Origin of the sequence: Hamadaea tsunoensis DSM 44101 (assembly GCF_000428945.1) — a bacterium.
Lineage (GTDB): Bacteria > Actinomycetota > Actinomycetes > Mycobacteriales > Micromonosporaceae > Hamadaea > Hamadaea tsunoensis.
In genome coordinates, this window is the sequence record NZ_AUAX01000020.1 from 171822 (window position 1) to 193663 (window position 21842).

Annotated in this window: 21 protein-coding genes; 10 read left to right on the forward strand and 11 right to left on the reverse strand. The window is 72.4% G+C overall.

What is annotated here, in order from left to right; all coding sequences use genetic code 11:
• Positions 1-13: 13 nt before the first annotated feature.
• Complete coding sequence (locus G401_RS0127140) at positions 14-2875, reverse strand: BTAD domain-containing putative transcriptional regulator (RefSeq protein WP_084557656.1); 2862 nt, start codon at positions 2873-2875, stop codon at positions 14-16.
• Positions 2876-3108: 233 nt separating this feature from the next.
• Between G401_RS0127140 and G401_RS48760 the strand changes: the two genes are divergently transcribed.
• Together G401_RS48760 and G401_RS0127150 are read left to right on the forward strand one after the other, a co-directional pair.
• Positions 3109-3624 (forward strand): SigE family RNA polymerase sigma factor, encoded by a 516-nt coding sequence (locus G401_RS48760; RefSeq protein WP_034593236.1) that lies wholly within the window; start codon positions 3109-3111, stop codon positions 3622-3624.
• The gene (locus G401_RS0127150; protein ID WP_027344950.1) at positions 3621-4955 is read left to right on the forward strand and encodes a hypothetical protein; all 1335 of its coding nucleotides are present in this window, start codon (positions 3621-3623) and stop codon (positions 4953-4955) included. The genes G401_RS48760 and G401_RS0127150 overlap by 4 nt, the downstream gene beginning before the upstream one ends.
• Before the next feature lie 24 nt (positions 4956-4979).
• On the opposite strand, the gene G401_RS48765 is transcribed toward G401_RS0127150, so the two are convergent.
• Both G401_RS48765 and G401_RS0127160 read right to left on the reverse strand, forming a co-directional pair.
• A complete protein-coding gene (locus tag G401_RS48765) occupies positions 4980-5495 on the reverse strand; it encodes a MauE/DoxX family redox-associated membrane protein (protein ID WP_157546376.1) in 516 nt (171 codons plus the stop codon).
• A 52-nt stretch (positions 5496-5547) separates the two neighbouring features.
• A complete protein-coding gene (locus G401_RS0127160; protein WP_027344951.1) occupies positions 5548-6201 on the reverse strand; it encodes a VOC family protein in 654 nt (217 codons plus the stop codon).
• Between the two features lie 87 nt (positions 6202-6288).
• Here G401_RS0127160 and G401_RS0127165 point away from each other — a divergent pair, with 87 nt between their 5' ends.
• The 4 genes from G401_RS0127165 (at position 6289) to G401_RS53385 (ending at position 9625) form a co-directional block, all read left to right on the forward strand.
• Positions 6289-6912 carry an acetoacetate decarboxylase family protein gene (locus G401_RS0127165; protein WP_027344952.1) on the forward strand — a complete coding sequence of 208 codons (624 nt, stop codon included), beginning with the start codon at positions 6289-6291 and terminating at the stop codon, positions 6910-6912.
• Between the two features lie 123 nt (positions 6913-7035).
• Entirely contained in the window at positions 7036-7416 is a 381-nt protein-coding gene (locus G401_RS0127170) for a hypothetical protein (RefSeq protein ID WP_027344953.1), read from the forward strand.
• The gene (locus G401_RS55040) at positions 7413-8828 is read left to right on the forward strand and encodes a hypothetical protein (RefSeq protein ID WP_051367212.1); all 1416 of its coding nucleotides are present in this window, start codon (positions 7413-7415) and stop codon (positions 8826-8828) included. Before G401_RS0127170 ends, G401_RS55040 begins: the two co-directional genes overlap by 4 nt.
• The gene (locus tag G401_RS53385) at positions 8825-9625 is read left to right on the forward strand and encodes a hypothetical protein (RefSeq protein ID WP_051367213.1); all 801 of its coding nucleotides are present in this window, start codon (positions 8825-8827) and stop codon (positions 9623-9625) included. The genes G401_RS55040 and G401_RS53385 overlap by 4 nt, the downstream gene beginning before the upstream one ends.
• On the opposite strand, the gene G401_RS48780 is transcribed toward G401_RS53385, so the two are convergent.
• Positions 9574-11040, reverse strand: coding sequence for a flavin-containing monooxygenase (locus G401_RS48780; protein WP_245601857.1), 1467 nt, complete (start codon positions 11038-11040; stop codon positions 9574-9576). The two genes, G401_RS53385 and G401_RS48780, sit on opposite strands and share 52 nt — an antisense overlap.
• Positions 11041-11127: 87 nt before the next feature.
• Between G401_RS48780 and G401_RS0127195 the strand changes: the two genes are divergently transcribed.
• Positions 11128-11628 carry a cupin domain-containing protein gene (locus G401_RS0127195; protein WP_027344955.1) on the forward strand — a complete coding sequence of 167 codons (501 nt, stop codon included), beginning with the start codon at positions 11128-11130 and terminating at the stop codon, positions 11626-11628.
• A 50-nt stretch (positions 11629-11678) separates the two neighbouring features.
• Here the strand turns inward: G401_RS0127195 and G401_RS0127200 are convergent, their stop codons facing one another.
• The 7 genes from G401_RS0127200 to G401_RS0127235 all read right to left on the reverse strand — a co-directional run bounded on the left by G401_RS0127200 (position 11679) and on the right by G401_RS0127235 (position 18593).
• Complete coding sequence (locus tag G401_RS0127200; RefSeq protein ID WP_027344956.1) at positions 11679-12206, reverse strand: hypothetical protein; 528 nt, start codon at positions 12204-12206, stop codon at positions 11679-11681.
• Between the two features lie 66 nt (positions 12207-12272).
• On the reverse strand, positions 12273-12794 hold the full coding sequence (locus G401_RS0127205; protein ID WP_027344957.1) for a hypothetical protein: 522 nt from the start codon (positions 12792-12794) through the stop codon (positions 12273-12275).
• 125 nt (positions 12795-12919) lie between these two features.
• Positions 12920-13507: a DUF3105 domain-containing protein gene (locus G401_RS53390; protein WP_051367215.1), complete on the reverse strand. Its 588-nt coding sequence runs from the start codon at positions 13505-13507 to the stop codon at positions 12920-12922.
• Positions 13504-14712 carry a hypothetical protein gene (locus tag G401_RS0127215; protein ID WP_027344958.1) on the reverse strand — a complete coding sequence of 403 codons (1209 nt, stop codon included), beginning with the start codon at positions 14710-14712 and terminating at the stop codon, positions 13504-13506. Before G401_RS0127215 ends, G401_RS53390 begins: the two co-directional genes overlap by 4 nt.
• Entirely contained in the window at positions 14709-15776 is a 1068-nt protein-coding gene (locus G401_RS48790) for a HesA/MoeB/ThiF family protein (RefSeq protein ID WP_051367216.1), read from the reverse strand. The genes G401_RS0127215 and G401_RS48790 overlap by 4 nt, the downstream gene beginning before the upstream one ends.
• A gap of 491 nt (positions 15777-16267) precedes the next feature.
• The gene (locus G401_RS0127230; protein ID WP_027344959.1) at positions 16268-16900 is read right to left on the reverse strand and encodes a TetR/AcrR family transcriptional regulator; all 633 of its coding nucleotides are present in this window, start codon (positions 16898-16900) and stop codon (positions 16268-16270) included.
• Position 16901: 1 nt separating this feature from the next.
• Positions 16902-18593: a GMC oxidoreductase gene (locus tag G401_RS0127235; protein WP_027344960.1), complete on the reverse strand. Its 1692-nt coding sequence runs from the start codon at positions 18591-18593 to the stop codon at positions 16902-16904.
• 56 nt (positions 18594-18649) lie between these two features.
• On the opposite strand from G401_RS0127235, the gene G401_RS0127240 reads away from it, so the two are divergent.
• Genes G401_RS0127240 through G401_RS0127250 form a run of 3 tightly spaced genes read left to right on the forward strand, consistent with a single transcriptional unit; the run spans position 18650 to position 21837 of the window.
• Positions 18650-19438 carry an alpha/beta fold hydrolase gene (locus G401_RS0127240; RefSeq protein WP_034593238.1) on the forward strand — a complete coding sequence of 263 codons (789 nt, stop codon included), beginning with the start codon at positions 18650-18652 and terminating at the stop codon, positions 19436-19438.
• 10 nt (positions 19439-19448) lie between these two features.
• Positions 19449-20633: an acyl-CoA dehydrogenase family protein gene (locus G401_RS0127245; protein WP_034593239.1), complete on the forward strand. Its 1185-nt coding sequence runs from the start codon at positions 19449-19451 to the stop codon at positions 20631-20633.
• Positions 20623-21837 (forward strand): acetyl-CoA C-acetyltransferase, encoded by a 1215-nt coding sequence (locus tag G401_RS0127250; protein ID WP_027344963.1) that lies wholly within the window; start codon positions 20623-20625, stop codon positions 21835-21837. The genes G401_RS0127245 and G401_RS0127250 overlap by 11 nt, the downstream gene beginning before the upstream one ends.
• The last annotated feature ends 5 nt before the right edge of the window (positions 21838-21842 follow it).

A 21842-nucleotide genomic window follows, 5' to 3' on the forward strand; every position in this document is an offset into this window, starting at 1 on the left:
GCCCGGGCCCGTCTCAGTCCTTGAGGCGGGCCCGGACCCCGTCCACGTCCGGGTGGCTGAGGCGGTCGAGGATCGTCACGGCCGCCTCCCAGGACGCGCGCGCGTCGTCGGTGCGGCCGGTGTCGGCGTACGCGTCGCCGAGGTGGGTCAGCGCGTCGGCCTCGTTGTAGAGGTCGTGCACCCGCCGGAACATGGTCACCGCCCGGTCGAGGCATTCGACGGCCAGCTCGTGCTCGCCGAGGTGATGGTGGACGTAGCCGATGCTGTCCCAGATCGCGGCGCAGCCGGCCGGGTCGTCGAGCGGTTCGGCCAGCACGAGTGCCTGGCGGCAGTGCTCCAGCGCCCGCGCGTACTCGCCGAGCTGGGCGTAGCCCCAGCCGATCGCGTTGAGCGCCCGGGACTCGCCGATCGCGTGGCCGGCCCGCCGGTACAGGTCGAGGGCGGTGAACCGGTCGCGCTGGGCGGCGTGATGGCTGCCGCGGGTCATGTGCATGAACGAGCGGCCCATCGAGGTGTGGGCGCTGCCGAGCAGGTCGCCGTGCCGGTGGTAGAGCGTGAACGCCGCGCTGTAGTGGCCGATCGCCTGGGCGTACTCGCCGAGTTGCGCATGGCCGCGGCCGAGCAGCCGGTGGGCGTAGGCCTCGCCGATCCGGTCGCCGCGGCGGGCGGCGGCGGTCAGCGCCAGGCCCTCCACCGTGATCCAGTCCCGCCAGTGCCCGCGGTTGTCCAGGTAGTCCAGCAGCGACCAGGCCAGCTGCCAGGCCCGCGCGTCCTCGCCCGTGGCGGCCGCCCGTTCCGCCGCCGCCATCAGCACCGCGTGCTCGGCGGTGAACCAGGCCATCGCCTGGTCGGCGTCCGCGAGCACCAGCACCGTCACACCCGTGACGAGCGGCTGCGGCACGATCGGCTCCCGGTGCGGGTCCAGCAACAGCGCCGCGGCCGTCGCCGTCGCCCGATAGTGATCGAGTACGCGCAGCCGGGCGTCCCGCTGCCCGTCCGCGTCGAGCAGTTCGTTGGCGTACGCGCGGAGCAGGTCGTGCTGGGTGAAGCGGCCCGGCGCGTGCTCGGTGACCAGGTGGGCGCGGACGAGTTCGCCGAGCGCGGCCCGGGTGCGCGAAGCCGGCCACCCGGCCAGGCTGGCCGCGGCCGGTGCGGCGAAGTCGGTGCCCGGGACGAGGGCGCACAACGCGAACAGCGTGGCGGCGTCTTCGCCCAGGGCCTGATACGACCAGGAGAACACTGCCCGCACGTCCCCCAGCTCGCCGAGGTCGGCATCGTCGGGCCGAAGCCCGTCGGCGATCTCGGCCAGCGAGAAGCCGGGGTAGAGCGCGGCCCGCGCGGCGGCGACGCCCAGGGCGAGCGGCAGCCGGGCACAGCGTTCGGCGATGTGCTCGGCGACCCGGGGTTCGGCGTAGGTCCGCTGTGGACCGATCCGCTCGGCCAGCAGCCGGACGGCGTCGGACGGGCTGAGCAGGTCCAGGGTGATCGGCTCGGCGCCCTCGGCGAGCAGCGGCCGCAGCTGGTCGCGGCTGGTGACCACGACCCGGCAGCCGGGCGCCCCCGGCAGCAGCGGCCGGACCTGGGCGGCGTCCCGGGCGTTGTCGAGCACGACGAGCATCCGCCGCTCGGCCATGAGGCTGCGGTAGAGACCGGCCTGCGCGTCGAACCCGGCCGGTACCCGTCCCGCCGGAACGCCCAGCGCCGCCAGGAATCCGCGCAGCACCGTACCGGGATGGGCGATCGCGCCGGCCGGGTCGAAGCCGTGCAGATCCGCGAACAGCTGACCATCCGGATAGGACTGCCGTACGCTCTGCGCCCAGCGTACGGCCAGGGTGGTCTTGCCGACCCCGGCGGTGCCGGTGACCACGCTGACCGCGGCCCGGCTCGTGTCCAGACGGCGCAGCGCGTCGAGCCGGCCGACGAAGCCGGCGCCGACGCCGGGCAGCTGCGCGGGGTGGACCCGGGCCGGCTCGTCGTCGCCGGCCGCCTCCCGGTACGCCGAGCGCAGCTCGTCGCCGGGCAGCACCCCCAGTTCGTCGGCGAGCCGGTCGGTGATCTCGGCGTGTGCCTGCAGGGCCGCCGCGCGGTCGCCCGCCCGGGCCAGGACGAGGACGAGCCGGGCGTGCAGCGGTTCGTGCAGGGGTTCCTGGGCGGCCAGTTCGCGCAGCAGGTCGACGGCCGGGCCGCCGGACGCCGCGTACGCGAGCGCCGCCGTGATCCGCTGCCGGGCCAGGGCCAGGGCCGCGGGGTGGGTACGCAGCCGGGCCGGTGCGTCGGCGAGCACGAGGCCGCGCCAGCACCGCAGCGCCGCCTCGGTCCGGCCGGCGTCCAGGAGCGCGGCGAACTCGGCACTGTCCACTTCGTCCGGTCCGAGGGCGAGCCGGTAGCCGTGCGGTGCGGTGTGCAGCCGGACCGTCCCGTCCTCCTCGAGCAGGCGGCGCAGCCGGCTGACGGCGGTCTGCACCTGCCCGACGGCCGTCCGCGGCGGATCGTCGCCCCAGACCACGTCGACGATCTCGTCCCGGGAGACGGTCTCGCCGGCCCGCAGAGCCAGCAGCCCCAGGACGGTACGCTGCGCCGGCGGCCCCGGATCGGCGGGCAGGCCGCTGGCCACGACGGTCAGCGGGCCGAGCACCCCGATCCGCACCCCCGGTACGCGCTGGTCCAGCCCGTCCACGCCGGACAGGCCGAGGACCTCGTTGAGGCGGGCCAGCGAACCGGCCCGGGGCGCGGCGACCTTGCCGCTTTCGAGATCGCGTACGGCCCGGATGCTCAGGCCGCTGCGCTCGGCGAGCTGCTGCTGGGTCAGCTGGGCCCGGCGCCGGTACTCGCGCAGGAGTACGCCGACGCGGCTGGGCTGCGGCCGATGGTCCACTGCGGAGAGGCACCCTTTCGATCAGCTCAGTCTGTGCTGCTCAGATGATGTCCATCCGGGATCGATCCGGCTTTCGTGAAACCGGCTGGCGGTGCGGGCGGGTTGGCGGGAGTGGCCCAGATCATAGATCCATGCACCTCCGATGATCAGATCCCGCCCCGATTCTCCTCCCCTCGGTCAACAACCTTCCAGGACCGTGCATTGTCGGAGTGTGTGACAAGGGAGGTGGTCGCATGGCCGGAGAACCGGCCGACGACGGCTTCGACGAATTCGTCGAAGCCCGCTACGGCGATCTGGTACGCGTCGCGTACCTGCTGACGGGTTCGGCGCACGACGCCGAGGACCTGGTGCAGGGCGCGCTCGTGAGCACGCTGCGGAAATGGTCGAAAGTGGACGATCCGATGGCGTACGTGCGGCGGGCCATGGTCAACCAGCACGTGAACTCGTGGCGGCGGTTCGGCCGCCGGGAGTACGTCTCGGCCCGCCCGCCGGAGCCGGACCGGGTACCGGACATCGCCGACGGGGTCGCCCAGCGGCTGGCGCTGCAGGCGGCCCTGCGCACGCTGGCGCCCCGCGCCCGGGTGGTGGTGACGCTGCGCTACCTGGCCGACCTGTCGGAGGCCGAGGTCGCCGCGGCGCTGGGCACCTCGGTCGGCAACGTCAAGGGCCTGGCCTCGCGGGGCCTGGCGAAACTGCGCGCCGCCATGAAAGCCGCCCCGACCCGCGAACCCGAGGAGATCACGCTATGAGCACCGACAACCAGCTCCGCGAGCTGATGCTGGACCTCGCCGGCGAGGTACGCGCCGAGCCGGGGGCGGCCGCCCGGGCCCGGGCCGGCCTGCGCCGCTCGCAACGGCGCCGCCGCTCGATGGCCGCCGTGTGCGGGGTCGCGGCGCTCGCCGTCGTGGCCGCCACCGTCACCCAGCTCGGCCGGGCCGCGCCGGAGATCGACGCCGCGACCGGCAACAGCTGGACCGACCGGCTGGTGAACGGCCCGACGGTCGGGAACATCGCGGCCGCGCACGATCCCGCGTACCTGTCCGCGCTGGCGAAGGGGCAGTCGAAGGTGCTGTTCCTGGGGGCGGTCGGCGACCAGTGGGTCGCGATCGTCGCGGTCCGGCGGAACGGTTCCGGCCACCCCACGGCGGAGCCGACCCGATCGACGTCCGGTGACCCGGAGTACGGCATGACCTTGTACGAGGCGCCGGCCGGTGCCACACCGCGGCAGCTGGCCGCCGCCGAGGCCGGGAACCAGCCGAGCATCCAGCCGCTGACCGGGGTGAACTTCAGCGGCGGCACGGTCGCGATCGTTCCGCCGGGCTGCACGCTCGCCACCGCCCCGGTACCCGGCCTGCAGCCGTGGCAGCCCGCCCCGGACGGCCGCTTCCTGGTCCGCGACGGCGACCGGAAGACGCGTACGGAGTGGTATCAGGCGACGTGCGACGGGATCGTGCGGCAGGAGAGTCCCGCGTGGACGAACACGGCGCCGCCCGTGTACACCGACGCGGAACTCGCTGCGCTCATCGGGGCGGCGCGCGGGACCGTGGACCCCGACGTCGCCCGGGACACGCTGCGCGAGCTCGACGGCGAGCGGCCGCTGGCCGGAGGCGCTCCGCGGCTGCTGTGGGGCGGCCCCGCGGTCTGGCCGGGAGGGTCCGGTGGGACGATCACCGGTCGCGTGGTCGTCGCCGCGGTGCCGCGGGTCAAGCAGTCCGGGTGGCAGGGCATCGCGTACATCCGGTTCGACTCGCCGGACAGCGGCAGCGGCGGCTCGGTGGCAACGTCCGCGACCTTCACCACGTCGCACGACCCGGGTGCGGCGACCGCGCTCACCGCGATCCGGGCGGACCCCGACGCGAACCGGATCCTGCTGCTGGCCCCGGTCGGCGCCCGGACCGTCCGAGCGGTACGCGACGGCGCGACGGTCGCCCAGGCGGTCGTGACCGGCGGTGCCGCGACGCTCGACGTGGACCAGCCGGCCACGGCGGCGTTCGAGGCGCTCGACGAGCACGGGCAGAAGATCGCCACGACCGTGCTGCACGAGGACGTCCCCACCGTCGAGGTACGCCTCTGGAACTGACGGCCGGACGAGTGGAACCGAGGGTCAGACGAGGGCGGCCAGGTCGTCCCAGCGGGTGACGACGAAACCGATCACGAGGCCGAACAGCCCGACGATCGCGGCGAGTCCCCACTGGACGGATCCGTCCACGAACGACCCGGCCAGGCCGAGCAGGCTCACCCCGAGCAGCAGCGCGTTACGCACGATGTGGGCTGTTCCCAGTGGCGCCGTGGTCGCACCGAAGCATCGGCACGCGACCGCGGCGCCGCGGCGTACCACCGCCGTGACGGCCAGCGTCAGGGCCGCCATCAGGCCGGCGGCGAGCACGAACGCCACGGTGCCGGCGACGCGTACGGGAACGAGGGCGACGAGCACCACGGCGGCCTCGGCGGCGGCGGCGGCCACCGCGGCGGCGGGAACCAGCCGTTCGGGGACGACGGCCATGTCCCGCAACGATTTCACGAAGGCGGCCCACGCGGCCCGGCCGGCGACCTTGCTCGCGAAGGCGAGCGCGAAGACGGTGACGAGGATCAGGCGGGCGGCGACGTCGACGTACTGCACCGGTCCGACACTGCCACGCCGGCCGGCCGGCGACAAGACCGGCGGCGTCCGGTCAGGACCCCTGCGGCTCGGCGCCGTCGGGCCAGGCGCAGACGCAGACCCGGTTGCCGGCCCGGTCGGCGAGGATCCACGCGGACGGGGCGCCGGAGTCCACCACGATCCGGCCACCGGCGGCCAGCGCCGCCGCGACCCGCTGCTCGACCTGCTCGCGGGCGACCGAGACGTCGACGTGCATCGCGTGGCGCAGCGGCCGGCCGGGATCGAGCTCCTGCATCCAGACCGTCGAGCCGTGGCCGAGCGGGTCGACGGCGTTGTCGTCGGACATCGCGGCGTACCCGAGCACCGCCCGCCAGAAGCCGACGTCCACCGCGTCCGGCCGGGCGGCGACCGCGAACTGGACCTCCTGCACGAGCGTCCGGTCGGCGGGGGCGCCGTGCTCGCGGGCCGTCGCCGAGACCGCCCGCGCCAGCTCGACGTGGCGCTCCTCCAGCAGCCAGAGGTCGCGGGTCAGGCGTACGGTGAGGCGGTCGGCGGCGACGGTCATCAGCAGCTCGCCGGTGCCGGGGATCCGGGCGACCGCCTCCGCCAGCCGGGCCGCCGCCACCATCCCCGGTACGCGGAAGGCCGCCGTCGCGCCGCCGTGCAGCACGACCCAGTCGCCGACCCCGTCCGCGGCGAGGAACGCCCGCCAGCCCTGCTCGCTCACGTCCGCCTCCGGCCGGGGAAGGAAAACAACCTCTCGCGGAATGGTAGCGGCCGCGCGACAATGATCCTTCGATCATCGAGGAGCCTGATGAGCTACCCGCCTGAGCCGTGGCACCTGCGAGGCCGGATGTACGTGTCCGTGTTCGGAGTGCCGGTCGCCGACCTGCCGCCGCTGCCCGCCGCCCTGGCGTCGCTGCGCCCGGTCCGCCTCGGCCGCCGCGCGCTCGTCGGCGCGGCCTGGGTCGACTACGAGCCCGGCGGCGTGCTGTCCTACCGCGAGCTGCTCGTGTCCACGCTGACCCGCGACGGGCTGCGGCCGCGCGTCACGATCACCGGCATCTGGGTCGACAGCGTGCCCTCCCGCGACGGCGGCCGGGCGCTGTGGGGCATCCCGAAGGAGCTGGCCGCCTTCGAGCTGACCGGAACGGACGCCTCGGCCGCGGCGGAGGGCGGCCCGCTCGCCACGGCGGTGTTGCGGCGGCGGCTGCTGCCGTTCCGCGTACCGGTGGGGTTCAAGGTCGCCCAGGATCTCGGCGGCCGCCCCAAGACCTCGCCCGTACGCGCGACCGCCCGGCCCGGAACGGCCCGCGTCACCTGGGACGTGGCGCCCGGCGGCCCGCTCGGGTACCTCGCCGGCCGGCGCCCGCTGCTGTCGTTCGCGATCGGCGACTTCGACATGCGCTTCGGGGCGGCCGCCCCCGCCGGGGCATAGTCGTCCGCGTGGTTATCCACAGGCGGATCGATCTTCCTTGACGTCTCGGCGTGCCGCTGTGTTCCATGGTGTCGTCCGCTGTCCGCGGTACACGAGCGGTCCACTGATACGGGGGAGGGCGCCGTGCCCGATCACGGTGACGCACTGGGAGCCGACCTCTACAAGCTGCTGATCGTCGGCCAGCAGGATCTGCCGTCGATCGCCGAGATCTACCACGAGGGCGTGGGCGACGTCGACGCCGCCGGTGGGCAGGCCGCCTCGGCGATGAACCGGCCGGCGTACTTCGGCGGCGGGTCGGGCGGCCCCGTGCACGATTCCTGGGCGGCCCTGCAGCAGACCGTGCAGAGCCTGCTCAAGCAGACCGCGTCCAACCTGGACGACACCGGCCACGCGCTGGTGCTGGCGGTCAACGCGTACGCGGCGGCCGACACCGGCGCCCGGGACAAGCTCACCTCGCTGCGCTCGGTCAACGGCGAGCCGAAGGCGACGGTGACCCCGAAATGAGCTTCGACAAACTCATGGAAGAGGCCAACGACGTCCAGCAGACGGCGATCCGCCGGGCGGTCCAGAAGCACGAGGACGACCCGGCCTACGCCGCCCACGGCGTCGAGGGCTACTACGCCGGCCTGCCGGACCAGTTCAAGCCGTTCTCGCAGATGCCCGACCCGGCCGCGTACGACCCGATGATCGCCGACCTGCGCAGGCTGCTGTCGCGGCTGTCGGCGGGCGACCACAACGACACGCCGCTGAACAAGAACGACGTGTTCTACGCCAACACCGACCTGGCCATGATGACCACGGCGGCGGACTACATGACCATGTGGGACGGCCGGGCGGCGATCGCCTTCAAGACGAACTTCGTCGACCCGTTCCCGCTGGTCTGCCGCAACCAGTTCCTGCTGGTCTCGATCCTCAAGGCCGGCCTGGAGGCGCACCAGGAGATGTGGCGCAACGCCCGGCAGAACGTCGACACCATCGTCCACGACACGCTGGACGCGCTGGACAACTCCGGCTGCTGCAGCACGAACTCGTGGGTCATGACGTTCACGGTGATCGCCGCGGTCGCGTTCGTCGCCGCCGTCCCGCTCGCTCCGATCGAGGGCATCGGGCTGGGCCTGGCCACCGGGATCACCGCGGTCGGGTCCGCCTCGTCGGTGGTCGCCGTGAAGCCGCCGGAGGCGCCGAAGGTGAAGTACCAGGGCACGACCGCCCGCCAGATCACCGACGAGATGGGCAAGGGCGCTGGTCAAGCTGACGCAGGACATCCAGGACACCGAGTCCAAGATCAGCCAGTCCCTGGACGCCACCCACGACCTCGTCTTCGGCGACGGCAAGCGGCTGTTCGTCGCGCCCCGCCCGGCCCTGGCCGACGCCACCGCGCAGAACGTCACCAGCGGCCAGAACCTCGGACAGGCCAACTGATGGGCGCGCTCGCCGACCGGCTCGACCGGATCCACCTGCGCGTACGCGTACCGGGGACGGACATCTCCGCGGAGCTGCGCAACCGGGAGGAGGTGAGCATCTCCTTCGGCCACGGCGTGTACGACGGGCTGTCCGAGCGGGATCTCGAACACTACCTGGCCAGCCTGGCCCGGCTGCTGTTCGTGGCGTGGCAGCGCGCGTACTCCGAGGCGCTCAGCGAATCGTTCCGCGAGGCGCTGGTCGGCGCGGACAGCGACGAGGACCGCGCCTATCTGAGGGCGCGCGGGGAGATGGTCTCGACCGGCGCCTCGAACGACGGCCGGGTGACCGTCACCGGCCGGGCCATGCAGGACGTCGAGGTGCGCATCGCCGCCGGCACCGTACGCGAGCTCACCGAGTGGCAGTTCGCCGAGCGGGTGCACGAGGCGGTGGTCGTCCTGGCCAAGAACCACATGGACCAGATCGAGGAACTGAAGAAGCGGTACTACGTATGAGCCGCCGGGCCGGCGCGGTGCTGCTGGTCGTGATCGTCGCCGCGGCCGGCGCGGTCTGGTGGGCCACGCATCGCCGACCCGCGCCGGCCCCGGCCGCGTGCACGATCCCGGACTCGGTGGCGGCCGCCCCGGACGCGTCCGGCGGCGTGATCACCGTGCTGGAGAAGGGTTTCAGCCGGCAGCGGCGGACCGCCGACAGCGGCGCCGAAGGCGTGAGCATGGGCGCGGTCGTGCGGAACACGGGCAGCCGGGTGGCGTACCGGACCCGGATCACGTTCCAGGTGTTCGACGCGGCGCACCACGACGTCGCCCGGCCGAGGTCGCTGCAACTCGTGCAGGAGATCCCCGTGCTCATGCCGGGCGAGCGGATCGGCGTCGGGGCGTTCGCGTACGTGGCCGGGACGGGGCAGGCCGTGTCGATCGACGTCCTGCCGAGCGGCACCCGCTGGATCGACCCGGCCGTGCTCGGCGCGTACCGTCCCGTCACGGCGGCGTACGCGGGCACGAGCAGCAACGCCCCGCCGACGGTCTCGATGACGGTGGACTCCGCGAACTGCCGGGCACTGGACTCGCGGGGCGGCGCGGTCGTCTACCGGGCCGCGAACGGGACGATCGTCGGCGGTGACGAGGCGCCGCTGCGCTCGGCGGGCGACCAGGTCTGCCGGCCCGGTACGGCGACGGCCTTCCTCGACGCGACCGCGGACGCCCCGGAGCAGCGCGCCGCCGCCCGGACCGAGGCGTACGCCTACTGCGACCTGGAACCCAAGCCGTTCGGGGCCGACGTCCCCTGGAACTGACCGGCCGGCGCGTAGTCGGCCGGGCGGAACACCTTCGTCCGGGCCCGGTACTCGCCGGCCATCCCGGGCCAGTTGGTGACGACCCGGCCGGTCGCCGTCCGGTACCAGCTGGAGCACGCCGTCCAGACGCTGCGGGCCAGGCGCCGCTGGATCTCCGCGTCGAACGCTTCGGCCACCTCCCGGCGTACCTCGACGGGGCCGTGGGCGTCGACGTGGCGTACCGCCTGGACGATGTAGCGGGCCTGCGATTCGTGGAAGTAGACCACCGACGTGTTGCCCGTATTGGTGTTCGGGCCGTACATCAGGAACAGGTTCGGGAAGCCCGGTACGGCGATCCCCAGATGCGCGTACGCGCCGTCGCGCCATTCGGCGTCCAGCGGACCGGTACGCCCGTGGACGCGTACCGGCGCGAGGAACTCGGTCGCGGCGAAGCCGGTCCCGTAGACGAGCACGTCCACCGGGTGCTCGACACCGTCCGCCGTGCGTACGCCGGCCGGCGTCAGACGGTCCACATCGGACGTGACGAGGCTGACGTCCGGCCGGCGCAGCGTCCGGTACCAGTCCCCGGTGAACAGCACCCGCTTGCAGCCGAGGGCGTAGTCGGGGCGGACCCCGGCAAGGCCCCGGCCCTGGATCGCCCGCTGCGTACGCGAGATCGTGCCGACGACGACCTGGGCGAGCCGGCTGCCGGTGACCGCCTTGCCGGTGACGACGGTGAGCAGCCACGTCCCCGCCCGCGCCGCCCGCAACACCACCGGTACGCGTCGGTGCAGCGCCCGGCGCAGGCGGCCGTAGCGGCGATCGGGCTTCGGCAGCGTCCACGGCGGTGTCCGCTGGAGCACGGTGACGTGGGCGGCCTGCCCGGCGATCGCGGGGACGAGCTGGATCGCGCTCGCCCCGGTACCCAGGACGGCGACCCGCCGCCCGGTCAGGTCCACCGAGGCGTCCCACTGCGCGGTGTGCATCGCGATGCCGCCGAACTCGGCCGCGCCGGGGAGCACCGGGATCACCGGTCGCGACAGCTGGCCCATGGCGGGGATGAGGACGTCGAACTCCTCGGCTCCGGCGGCCGTCACGACCCGCCACGCGGATCCGGTCCAGGCGGCCTCGACGACCTCGGTGCCCAGCCGCAGGTGCGCGGTGAGGCCGAAGTCGCGTACGCACGCGCGAAGGTAGTCGAGGATCTCGGCGCGCGGCGGGAACCTGCGCGTCCACTCGGGATTGGGTGCGAAGGAGTAGGAGTAGAGCGGCGCGGGGATGTCGCAGGCGCAGCCGGGATAGAGGTTGTCGCGCCACACTCCGCCGACCTCCGGCGCGCGCTCGAAGATCGTCAGGTCCCGGTAGCCGGCCTGGCGCAGCTGATGGGCGACGGCGATGCCGCCGAAGCCCGCGCCGATGATCGCCACTCGCGTCACGGCCGCAGCGTAACCCCCTGTTGACAGATTGCCAATAGGCCCGCGTGCGATCATGAAAAGGACCGCGCACAACAGGAGGAGCCCTTCATGTCGTACCCGCCCGTCCAGTACACGGCTGACGCCGGCAACGTCAGCGCCACCTTCCGGCCGTCGGACACGCCCTCGGATCTGGCGATCGGCGTACGCACGCTCGTGGACCACCTGGCCACCGGCGCGTCGACCGAGGGACGGTTCGGCCTCTACCGCTGGAACATGGCCGCCTATCCGCCGCCCGGCAGCCTGCCCGCCGGGCACTTCCACCGGACGATGTCGGAATCGTTCTTCATCCTCGACGGCACGGTGTCCCTGTACGACGGTGCCACGTGGCGTTCGGCGACCGCCGGGGACTTCCTCTACGTCCCGCCGGGCGGCGTCCACGGCTTCGCCAACGAGTCCGGCGCCGAGGCGTCGATGCTCGTGCTCTTCACGCCGGGAGCGCCGCGGGAGGCGTACTTCGAGGCGCTCGCGGAGATCGCGGCGTCGGGACGGGAACTGTCGCAGGAGGAATGGGTCGAGCTCTGGGCGAGCCACGACCAGTATCAGGTGTGACCCCGGCCGGTACGCCCACCACGACGGGCGGGCGCACCGGTCACCGGATGTCAGCTGACGTAGAGGCCGGTCAGCTCGACGTTCTTGTCCAGGGCGGCGGTGCCCGGCCGGGGCAGCGTGTGCTCCACCGGTACGCCGTTCTGGTAACCGAAGATGGTGACGCCCTTCATCTTGCCGGCCTGGCCGGAACCGTTGAGCCGCGACCAGACCGCCTGCGCGAACCCGAACACGGGATCGACCTTGTGGGGATCGTCCTCGTCCAGCGCGCAGGCCTCGAACAGGACGCCGTCGGGCTTCTGCCGCAGGAGCGAAAGCATCCCGGCGAGCTCATCGGCATGCCAGCCCCACGGGTCGTTGCGCTTGCCGCTGCCGCCGATCTCGGTGTCGTTGCCGTGGCCGACGAGGCACAGCGATTCGCCGGCCGGCAGCTTCGCCAGCGTGTCGCTCAGCTGCCTGGTCGCCTGCGTCTGGTCGTAGCCGGGGTCGAGGACGACGATCTGCCCCCATGCGCCGGAGCCGGACCGGGCACTGGTGTAGAACCGCACGATCTTCGGGTCCTTGGTGATGATGATCAGCATGTGCTCCCCCTCACGGTTTGCCTGTCTTGACTGATGAGGGGGTCCGTGAGCTGGGCAGATACGCCGTCAGTGGATCACGTACGGGATCAGCTCGACGCTTCGCCCGATCGTGGCCGGGTTGGGCAGCGAGTGCTCGGAGTCGGTCTCGTTGATGTACCCGTAGACCGTGCAGCCGCTCATCCGGCCCGCCTGCCCGTGCCGGTTGAGCTGCTGGGCGAGCGCCTGGGCGAAGCCGAAGACCGGGTCGATCTTGGTGCCGTCCTCCTCTTCCTCGGCGCACGCCTCGATGAGGACGGCCGTGGGCCGGTGCGGCAGGGCGGCCAGCATCGGGGCCACGTCGGCGTAGCTCCAGCCCCACGGGTCGCGGGTCTTGCCGCTGCCGCCGATCTCGGTGTCGTTGCCGTGGCCGACGAGGCAGAGCGGTTCGTTGGCGCCGAGCCGGCTGAGCGCCTTCTTCAGCGCGTTCGTGGCCCGCTCCTGATCGTAGGTGTCGTTGAGCTCGATGACCTGTCCCCAGGCGCCGGAATTGGAGCGCGTGCTGGTGTAGAACTGCCGGATCTTCCGGTCCTTGGTGATGATGATGAGCATCAGGCCCCCTCGGGATCGACTGGTGCCACTCCATCAAGGTCTGGCCGCTCCGCCGAGAGTGGTGACGATTTGCTGACACGGCGTCACTCGCAGTGCTGACGCCGGCGGTCACCCGTGCGGGTGGTTCAGTCGCTGTAGGACGGTGCGACGACGCAATCCGTGGCGCCGTTCTGCCAGGCGTGGTTGTAGCGGCCGGCGAGCTTGGTGATGAAGGCGACGATCGCCTTCTCGTCGAGCGTGTCCAGCCGCTGCAGGCGCTGCCAGGCCGACAGCGCGATGCCGTGGCCGAGGTCGGGGTAGGGCGCGACGACCACGTCCCGCGGATGCTTGCGCCCGATCCGTTCCAGCCTGTCGATGTCCTGGGCCGACACGTCCGGCGCGTACTGGAGCATGATGTGGCCGTGCTCGAGCACGTGCACCTGGAGTTCGGGCAGGATCGGCTCGCGGTAGACGCCCGGCGTGACCACCCGGGGCGAGTGCGGCCCGGAGGTGGGCGGCATCGTCCGGTAGGGATCGTGCCCGGCGCCTTCGTAGGGGATGTGGTTGTTGCCCTCGAACTGTTCCGGCGTGCCGGGCAGCTGGTCGCACGGCAGCGCGGCGGTCTGGGCGGCCGTGTGGGCGAGGACGCCGACGCCGAGGCTGGACATGGTGATGATGCTGAGCGTGGTGACGGCGATGCTGACAGCCGTGCCCAGCCAGCCGCGGCGGGTCACGGCAGCGCTCCGGCGGCGCGGCGGCCGCGCAGCCAGTTGCGGACGGCGACGCCGAGCGGCAGCGTCACGTTGAGCAGGGCGAAGACGAGCAATCCGATCCCCTCCCACCAGTACGCGCTGCCGAACGGAGCGCCGATGAGGACGCCGGCCGCCCAGCCGAAGACGACCTTGGCGCTGGGCAGGAAGAAGTGGAGGAAGAACCAGGCCATCCAGATCAGGCCGCTGACGTAGAGCAGCCGGTACCACCGGGCGACGCGCAGGTCGCGGGCGTGGGCGTCGCGCAGGATCGCGGCCTCGGCCGGAGTGAGCCGCCGGAACAGCCGCTTGACCGACAGCCGCGTGATCTGGTGGAGGTTGCGGCAGCCCGTCGCGGTCGCCATCACCAGGTACATGTCCGTACGCAGATACGCCATCGTCTGGAACGCGAGCTTGGCGACCTGGCTGAAGACCACCATCGCCAGCAGCCGGGCGAATCCGGGGGACATGTCCAGCCAGCCGCGCGACCAGGCGAACCGGGGCGCCACGGCGGAGAAGAGCAGGACGCAGTCGACGGCCATCCCGGCGAGGAACGGGCTGTAGCGCTTTTCCGGCGGCAGCGCCCACAGGCCGGACAGGTCGGTCTCCAGGACGGGGAAGATGCCCCGGCGTTCGAGCCGCAGCTGTGACGGTACGCCGACCGCCGCTCCGGCCAGCGCGTGCCAGATCTCGTGCACGACGGTGAGCGCGATGACGACGACGTTGGTGACGATGAGGCTGAGCACGACGTCGGGGAAGAGGAAAGTGTCCTCATAGGACGGCAGCAGCGACGGTTCGGCGAGGAACATCACGCCGGTGGCGAGGAGGCAGGCGGCGTAGCAGGTCCAGGCGACCCGGCCGAACAGCGGGCGGACGAACCTCGCCGGGATCCGCGACACCGACCAGCTGCGGCCGCCCCGCTCCCGGCGGTCCTGGATCATGCCCGAGTCGACGAGGACCTCGGCGAAGTCGAGCGCGTCGACGGGTTCGCCGGTGGTGCGCTCGATCTCGTCGGCCGCCTCCGCGACGGTACGCCCGGCCGCGAACAGCTCGACGAGCCGCGCGCCGACCTCGGGCACCACGACGAACGTGCCGCTGGCCGGGTCGCCGACGACGAACTCGTCCTCGTCCTCCTGGCGTACCACGAGGTGGGCGACGTCCAGGCGGCTGGCGGGGCTCAGGGCGATCATCGGGGCGCCCCGACCCAGCCGCAGGTGGCGCAGGTGCGACCGGGTTCCGGCCGGACGGCGTAGTGGTAGGTCAGGTCGGTCAGGCTCAGGTGGAACATCCGGCCGCGCGTACTCGTGGGGATCCCGGTCAGGTGGTAGACGGCGTCCAGCGCGGCGACGTGTCCGGTGAGGTTGGCCGACGGCGCGATCACGGCGTGCCCGTCGAAGGCGAACAGGTCCTCGGGCCGGCCGCCGTGCTCGTCGGCCAGCCGGTCGGCCACGCTCGGCAGGCAGTCGGGGCAGCACGTCTCGCCGGGCACGAACAGGCCGACGACCGCCATGGGGCCGGCGTACTGGGCGAGCATCCAGGGGGTGCCGGTACGCAGCGCAGCCTTGTTCGTCCACTCGCGGATGAGGTGGCGGGGCTGGTCGGCGCAGAGCACGAGCAGGTCCTGGTCGTGCATGAGCGCGGCGGCGGACTCGACCGAGTCGATGCGGACCTCCTGCCCGGTGACCTTGGTGTACGAGTTGAGCCGGCGCAGCCGTTCGACCGCCACGGAGACCTTGGGCAGGCCGATGTCGTCCTCCGTGTACAGCAGCTGCCGGGTGAGGTTGCCCTCCTCGACGGCGTCGAAGTCGACGCAGTGCACGGCGCCGACGCCGGCCGCGACCAGGGAGGCGGCGACGGCCGATCCGGTGCCGCCGAGCCCCGCGATCACCACGCGGCTGTTCTTGAGCTTGGCCTGCACGTCATACGGCGAGGTACGCGGAGTCAGGTCCACCCAGGCGTAGTAGGTCAGCGCCCGGTCGTACCGCTCGACCTCGGCCGCGCTCAGTTCGGCCGGTACGCGGGCGGCGGCGTCCTCGACGTAACCGGCGTCGATGATCGTCTGGATCGTCTCCGCGGTGTCGGCCGGGTCGGCATCGGGGTACGCGGTACGCAGGTCGGCGACGATCGCGTCCCGCGTACGCGTGCCGTCCATCAGGCCGAGCAGCGCCCACAGGGAGCCGTCCTCGTCGTCCATCTCGGCGCCGATGCCCAGCTGCCGGCCGCCGATGCTGATCAGCGTCGGGGTGAGCCGCATCGGTTTGTGGATGCGCTTGATCCGTGGTCGCAACACTCCGTCGAACCTCCGTCGAGACAGAACGGCCCAAGTACTGAAGGCGCCCAGGTACTGAAAGGCGCCCAGATACTGAAAGCGCCCAGGTACTGAAAGGCCGAGGTACTGAACGGCCCGGATACGAGGGAGCCGGGGCCAGGCTCGCGCCGTGGCCCCGGCTCGGCGGCTGTTAGCCGCAGACCTCGTTCCGGCAGCCCGGGTCGACGACGATGACGGCCGTGGTCTCCAGCCGCTCGAGCTTGCGGACGACGACCTTGGACGGCTTGCGGGTCTCGACGGTCTTCTCCATGGTTTCCTCCTATGGATGGGGAGAAACGGGGTCCGAGGGGTGCACCACTCGCTTGCGAACCATGGAAACATTGATCGAAATCATTGCCAATATATGAATCAATCGATCTAGCTGATCTGTCGCCTAGCTGACAGATAAAGCCAGAAACGCCGGGCAGAACGGGCGTTCAGTTGATTTTGACGGAACTCTTTAGGGTGGGGAAGACCTGCTCCACCAGCATGATCAACGTGGTCGCCAGGACCTGGTGGACCTGCTCGCGGTCGAGCGCGTCGCGTTCCAGCCACTCGCGGGCGGTCGCCTTCGCCAGCCCGCAGTACGCCCGCATGACCGCCCGCAGCTCGGTGCGCCGCTCGGTGACCGCGTCCAGGCCGACGGCCACGAGGATGCTGTCGGCGGCGATCTCGTCCGCCTCGGACAGCACCGCCTCGATGTCGGCGTCGCGGCCGACCCCGCCGCCGTCGACGGCCGCCAGCCACGAGCGGCTGTGCCGGGACACCACGTCGAGGAACCAGGCCACGCTCGCGTCGACCCGGGTCGCCAGGTCGCCCTCGGGCAGCTGCTCGACCGCCACCGCCGGGATCGTGACGAGCGCGCGTACGGACTCGATGAACAGGCCGCGCTTGGTGCCGAAGTAGTGGTTGATCAGGCTGCGCGCGACCCCGGCGGCGGTCGCGATGTCGGTCGTGCTGACGTCGGCGTACGGGCGCTCGCCGAACAGGCGCACGGCACAGGCCAGGATCTGCTCCCGGCGCTCGTCGGGCTCCAGCCGCCGCCAGCGGGGCAACAGGTCGGCGGTCACGTCAGCCATTATCACCCGCGATCCGCAGCGCGCCGGAGGCGCCGTCGGGGACGGCCGGGCGTACGGGCGCGACCGGGTCGAGGCGCCGGTATCCGGCCCCCAGCGGCGGCCGCCCGTCGGGCTCGCCGCGGTTCGGCCACAGGGCGAGCGCCCGCTCGGCCAGCGCGCAGATCGTCAGCGACGGGTTCACGCCCAGGTTCGCGGTCACCGCCGCGCCGTCGACCACGTGCAGCCCCGGGTGGCCGAAGATGCGGTGGTACGGGTCGATGACGCCGTGGTCGGCATCCGCGCCGATCGGCGCGCCGCCGAGGAAATGCCCGGTCACCGGCCGCCCCACCAGTTCGGTCACCGAGCCGATCGGCACGCCGTCGATCTTCTCGGCCACCCGCCGGGTCACCTCGTGCGCGATCGGGATCTCCACCGGCGTCGGCTCACCGGCCCCCGGCCGGCTCGTCAGCCGCCGGCCGCCGAACGGGCCGCGGCGTCCGCGTACCGTGATCGAGTTGTCCCGCGGCTGCATCGCCAGCAGCACGATCGTCTGCTGCGACCACCGCCGCGGCCACAACAGCGTCGGCCAGTCGCGCCAGCTCGCGATCGTGCGTCCCAGGCCCCGCAACCATCTCGGCGTACGCGTGGAGCCGTCGACCAGCACGGCGGCCAGCAGCCCGAGGAGGTTGCTGCCGGGGCCGTACCGGACCGGTTCGATGTGCGTCTCGGCGTCGGGGTGCATCGACGACGTGATGGCGACCCCGCGGCTGAAATCGGCGGTGCCGCGGCGCGTACGCGGTCCGAGGATCGATTCGGAGTTGGTCCGGGACAGTTCGCCGAGCCGGTCGGAGAGCCGGGGGAGCGCACCGGTCTTCTTGAGCCGGTGCAGCAGCCGCTGGGTGCCGACCGCCCCGGCCGCGAAGATCACCTGGTCGGCCGTGAACGTCCGGCGGCCGCGGCGCAGCTTCCCGCCGGTGCGTACGGTCGAGATCAGGAAACCGCCCTCGGCGCGCTCGGTGACGTCGACGACGGTGGTGAGCGGGTGGACCTCGGCCCCGGCCCGCTCGGCGAGGTAGAGGTAGTTCTTGACGGTGGTGTTCTTGGCGCCGACCCGGCAGCCGGTCATGCACGAGCCGCAGAACGTGCAGGTCGTACGTGCGGGCCCGGCGCCGCCGAAGTAGGGATCGGCGACCGCCGCGCCGGGCCGGTCGCCGAACAGTACGCCGACCGGCGTGAGCCGGAACGTGTGCCCGACGCCCATGTCCTCGGCGACCGCCTTCAGCACCTCGTCCGACGGCGTGGTGACCGGGTTGACGGCGACGCCGAGCATCCGGCTCGCCTGGTCGTAGTAGGGCGCGAGCTCGGCCCGCCAGTCGGTGATCCCGGCCCACTGGGGGTCGGCGAAGAAGACGTCCGGCGGCCGGTAGAGGGTGTTGGCGTAGCCGAGCGAGCCGCCGCCGACGCCCGCCCCGGACATGACGAGCACCTGCGGGAGCAGCGTCATGCGCAGGATGCCGTAGCAGCCGAGGGCCGGCGCGTAGAGGTAGTCGCGCAGCCGCCACGAGGTCTTCGCGAACTCGTCGTCGGCGAAGCGCCGGCCGCACTCCAGTACGCCGACCCGGTAGCCCTTCTCGGTCAGCCGCAGCGCGCTGACACTGCCCCCGAAGCCGGAGCCGATCACGATGACGTCGTAGTCCGCGGACATGACCGACAACGTGCACCCTTATTGGCGCCGTGTCAATGAGGTCTTACGGTGATGCCATGCCGGAAGGTCTGCGTCACCACCGCGCCGGGGCGGGCGAGCCGCTGTTGCTGATCCACGGGCTGGGCAGCCGGTGGCAGCTCTGGGAACCGGTCCTGCCGGTGCTGTCGGAGCATTACGACGTGGTCGCCGTGGACCTGCCGGGGTTCGGCGGGTCCACGGCGTCGGGTGCGTCCACTGTGGAGGAGTACGCAAACTTCCTGGCCGCCGAGTTCGGGCCCTGCCATGTCGCGGGCAGCTCGCTCGGCGGCGGGATCGCCCTCGAACTCGGCCGCCGGGGCGTCGCGCGCTCGGTGACCGCGTTCGCGCCGATCGGCTTCTGGGGGCCGCTCGGCCGGCGCTGGTGCCAGGCGTCGATCACGGCCTGCCGGTGGTCGGGGCGGCTGGCGGGTCCGGCGCTGCCGCTCCTCGCGCGTTCGGCGGCCGGCCGGGCGGCGCTGTTCGGGCTGTTCTTCGGGCATCCGGCGAAGGTGGACCCGGTGGCCGGGGTCGCGGACGCGCGGGCGCTCGTCGCGGCGCCGGGGTTCACGGCCGCCCGGGACGCGTTCGCGCGACACCGGTTCCCTGCGGACCCCGGCCGGCTGCCGCAGGTTCCCGTCACCGTGGTGTGGGGCAGCCGCGACCGGATCCTGCCCGCCCGGCAGGCCCGCCGGGCCGCCGCCGAGCTGCCGTTCGCCCGCCACGAGATCCTGGCCGGGGCCGGTCACCTGCCGTTCGCCGACGCGCCGGGGGACTGCGTACGGCTGGTGCGGGAAACGGCTGTTGACAATCTGCCAATAACTGGGTGAGGGTGAGGGTATGTTCTCCGTTCCCGGTGTCGAGGTCCCAGGGCTGTCTGGGTACCGGTCCGCGTGGCGTACCGCCGACCACGACGCCCTCGCCGAAACCGTCGCCGCCTTCTTCGCCAAGGAGGTCGCCCCGCGCGAGGCCGAGTTCATCGCCCAGGGGCACCCCGATCCCGCCCTCTACCGCAAGGCCGGCGCCCTCGGCCTGCTCGGCCTGTCCATCCCCGAGGAGTACGGCGGCGGTGGCGGCGACTTCAGCCACGAGACCGTGCTGTTCGAGCAGCAGGCGTACGCGGGGGACAACAGCCTCGGCGTGGCCGTCCACAGTGGCATCGTCACCGGGTACCTGCTCGCGTACGGGACGGAGGAGCAGAAGCGCGCGTTCCTGCCCCCGCTGTGCGCCGGCGAGATGGTCGCCTCGATCGCGATGACCGAGCCCGGCGGCGGCTCCGACCTGCAGGCGATGCGTACGTCCGCCCGGGTCGAGGGGGACGAGCTCGTCATCGACGGGTCCAAGACGTTCATCACCAACGGGATGCTGGCCGGACTGGTCCTGCTGGCCGTCAAGACCGACCCGGACCAGGGCGCGGCGGGCATCTCGCTCGTGCTGTGCGACGTCCGCGACGCCCCGGCCGGCTTCCGCCGCGGGCGTCCGCTGGAGAAGCTCGGGCTGCACGCCAACGACACCGCCGAGCTGTTCTTCGACGGGTTGCGCGTACCGGCCTCGGCGATCCTGGGCGGGCAGCCGGGCGTCGGGTTCTTCCAGATGATGCAGCAGCTGCCGCAGGAACGCCTCGTCATCGCGGTCGGCGCGGTCGCCGCGATGGAACGGGCGCTCGCGCTGACGGTCGCGTACGCGAAGGAGCGCACCGCGTTCGGCAAGCCGCTCATCAAGCACCAGAACACCCGCTTCGAGCTGGCCGAGTGCGCCGCGCTGGTCCGCAGCGGGCGGACGTTCCTCGACGACCTGATCGCCCGGCACGTCGCGGGCGGGCTGGACGTGCCGACGGCGGCGATGGCCAAGTTCCACCTGACCGAGTCGCAGTGCACCGTGATCGACCGGTGCCTGCAGCTGTTCGGCGGCTACGGCTTCACCACCGAGTACCCGATCGCCCGCATGTACGCCGACGCCCGGGCCCAGAAGATCTACGGTGGTACCAACGAGATCATGAAGGAGCTGCTGGCCCGTGCACTCTGAGGCCTACATCTACGACGCGGTACGCACACCGCGCGGTCGCGGCAAGGCGACCGGTTCTCTGCACGGCACCAAGCCGGTGTCGCTCGTCGTGGGGCTCATCGACGCGCTGCGCAAGCGCAATCCGGGCCTGGATCCCGAGCGGCTGGACGACATCCTGCTCGGCATCGTGTCGCCGATCGGGGAGCAGGGCAGCGACCTGGCCAAGATCGCCGGGATCGCCGCGGGGCTGCCGGACACGGTCGGCGGCGTGCAGCTCAACCGGTTCTGCGCCTCCGGCCTGGAAGCCGTGAACCTCGCCGCCGCCAAGGTCCGCTCCGGCTGGCAGCATCTCGTGCTCGCCGGCGGGGTCGAGTCGATGTCGCGCGTACCGATGGGTTCGGACGGCGGGGCCTGGGCGATGGACCCGGAGACGGCGCTGGCCACGAACTTCGTCCCGCAGGGGATCTCGGCCGACCTGATCGCCACCGTCAACGGCTTCAGCCGCACCGACGTCGACGCGTACGCCCTGACGTCGCAGCAGCGAGCGGCGGCGGCGATCGCGGACGGCCGGTTCGACCGCACGCTCGTGCCGGTGACCGACCGCAACGGGCTGACGGTGCTGGACCACGACGAGCACGCCCGGCCGGACAGCACGCTGGCGGGGCTGGGCAAGCTGCCGCCGTCCTTCGCGGGCATCGGCGAGATGGGCGGCTTCGACGCGGTGGCGCTGCGCAAGTACCACTGGCTGGAGAAGATCGAGCACGTGCACACGGCCGGCAACTCCTCGGGCATCGTCGACGGCGCCGCCCTGGTGCTGATCGGCTCCGCCGAGGCGGGCGAGGCGATGGGCCTGGCCCCGCGCGCCCGGATCGTGTCGGTGGGCACGAGCGGCGCCGACCCGACGATCATGCTGACCGGCCCGGCCCCGGCGACCCGCAAGGCGCTGGACCTGGCCGGCCTCGGCATCGGCGACATCGACCTCTACGAGATGAACGAGGCGTTCTCGGCGGCGGTCCTGCACTACATGAAGGATCTCGGGCTGGACCACGAGGTCGTCAACGTCAACGGCGGGGCGATCGCGCTCGGCCACCCGCTCGGTGCCACCGGCGCGATCCTCGTCGCGACCGTGCTGGACGAGCTCGAACGCCGCGACCAGCGGCGGGGCCTGATCACGTTGTGCATCGGCGCCGGCATGGGCGTCGCGACCGTCATCGAACGCATCTGAGGACC

Excerpts from the sequence above, each read along its gene's own strand:
- G401_RS0127240 (WP_034593238.1), top strand. The coding sequence starts at position 18,650 with ATGCCGGAAGGTCTGCGTCACCACCGCGCCGGGGCGGGCGAGCCGCTG.
- G401_RS0127195 (WP_027344955.1), top strand. The coding sequence starts at position 11,128 with ATGTCGTACCCGCCCGTCCAGTACACGGCTGACGCCGGCAACGTCAGC.
- G401_RS0127245 (WP_034593239.1), top strand. The coding sequence starts at position 19,449 with ATGTTCTCCGTTCCCGGTGTCGAGGTCCCAGGGCTGTCTGGGTACCGG.
- G401_RS48790 (WP_051367216.1), bottom strand. The coding sequence starts at position 15,776 with ATGCGGCTCACCCCGACGCTGATCAGCATCGGCGGCCGGCAGCTGGGC.
- G401_RS0127165 (WP_027344952.1), top strand. The coding sequence starts at position 6,289 with ATGAGCTACCCGCCTGAGCCGTGGCACCTGCGAGGCCGGATGTACGTG.
- G401_RS48760 (WP_034593236.1), top strand. The coding sequence starts at position 3,109 with ATGGCCGGAGAACCGGCCGACGACGGCTTCGACGAATTCGTCGAAGCC.
- G401_RS0127150 (WP_027344950.1), top strand. The coding sequence starts at position 3,621 with ATGAGCACCGACAACCAGCTCCGCGAGCTGATGCTGGACCTCGCCGGC.
- G401_RS0127235 (WP_027344960.1), bottom strand. The coding sequence starts at position 18,593 with ATGTCCGCGGACTACGACGTCATCGTGATCGGCTCCGGCTTCGGGGGC.
- G401_RS0127215 (WP_027344958.1), bottom strand. The coding sequence starts at position 14,712 with ATGATCGCCCTGAGCCCCGCCAGCCGCCTGGACGTCGCCCACCTCGTG.
- G401_RS0127200 (WP_027344956.1), bottom strand. The coding sequence starts at position 12,206 with ATGCTGATCATCATCACCAAGGACCCGAAGATCGTGCGGTTCTACACC.
- G401_RS55040 (WP_051367212.1), top strand. The coding sequence starts at position 7,413 with ATGAGCTTCGACAAACTCATGGAAGAGGCCAACGACGTCCAGCAGACG.
- G401_RS0127205 (WP_027344957.1), bottom strand. The coding sequence starts at position 12,794 with ATGCTCATCATCATCACCAAGGACCGGAAGATCCGGCAGTTCTACACC.
- G401_RS53385 (WP_051367213.1), top strand. The coding sequence starts at position 8,825 with ATGAGCCGCCGGGCCGGCGCGGTGCTGCTGGTCGTGATCGTCGCCGCG.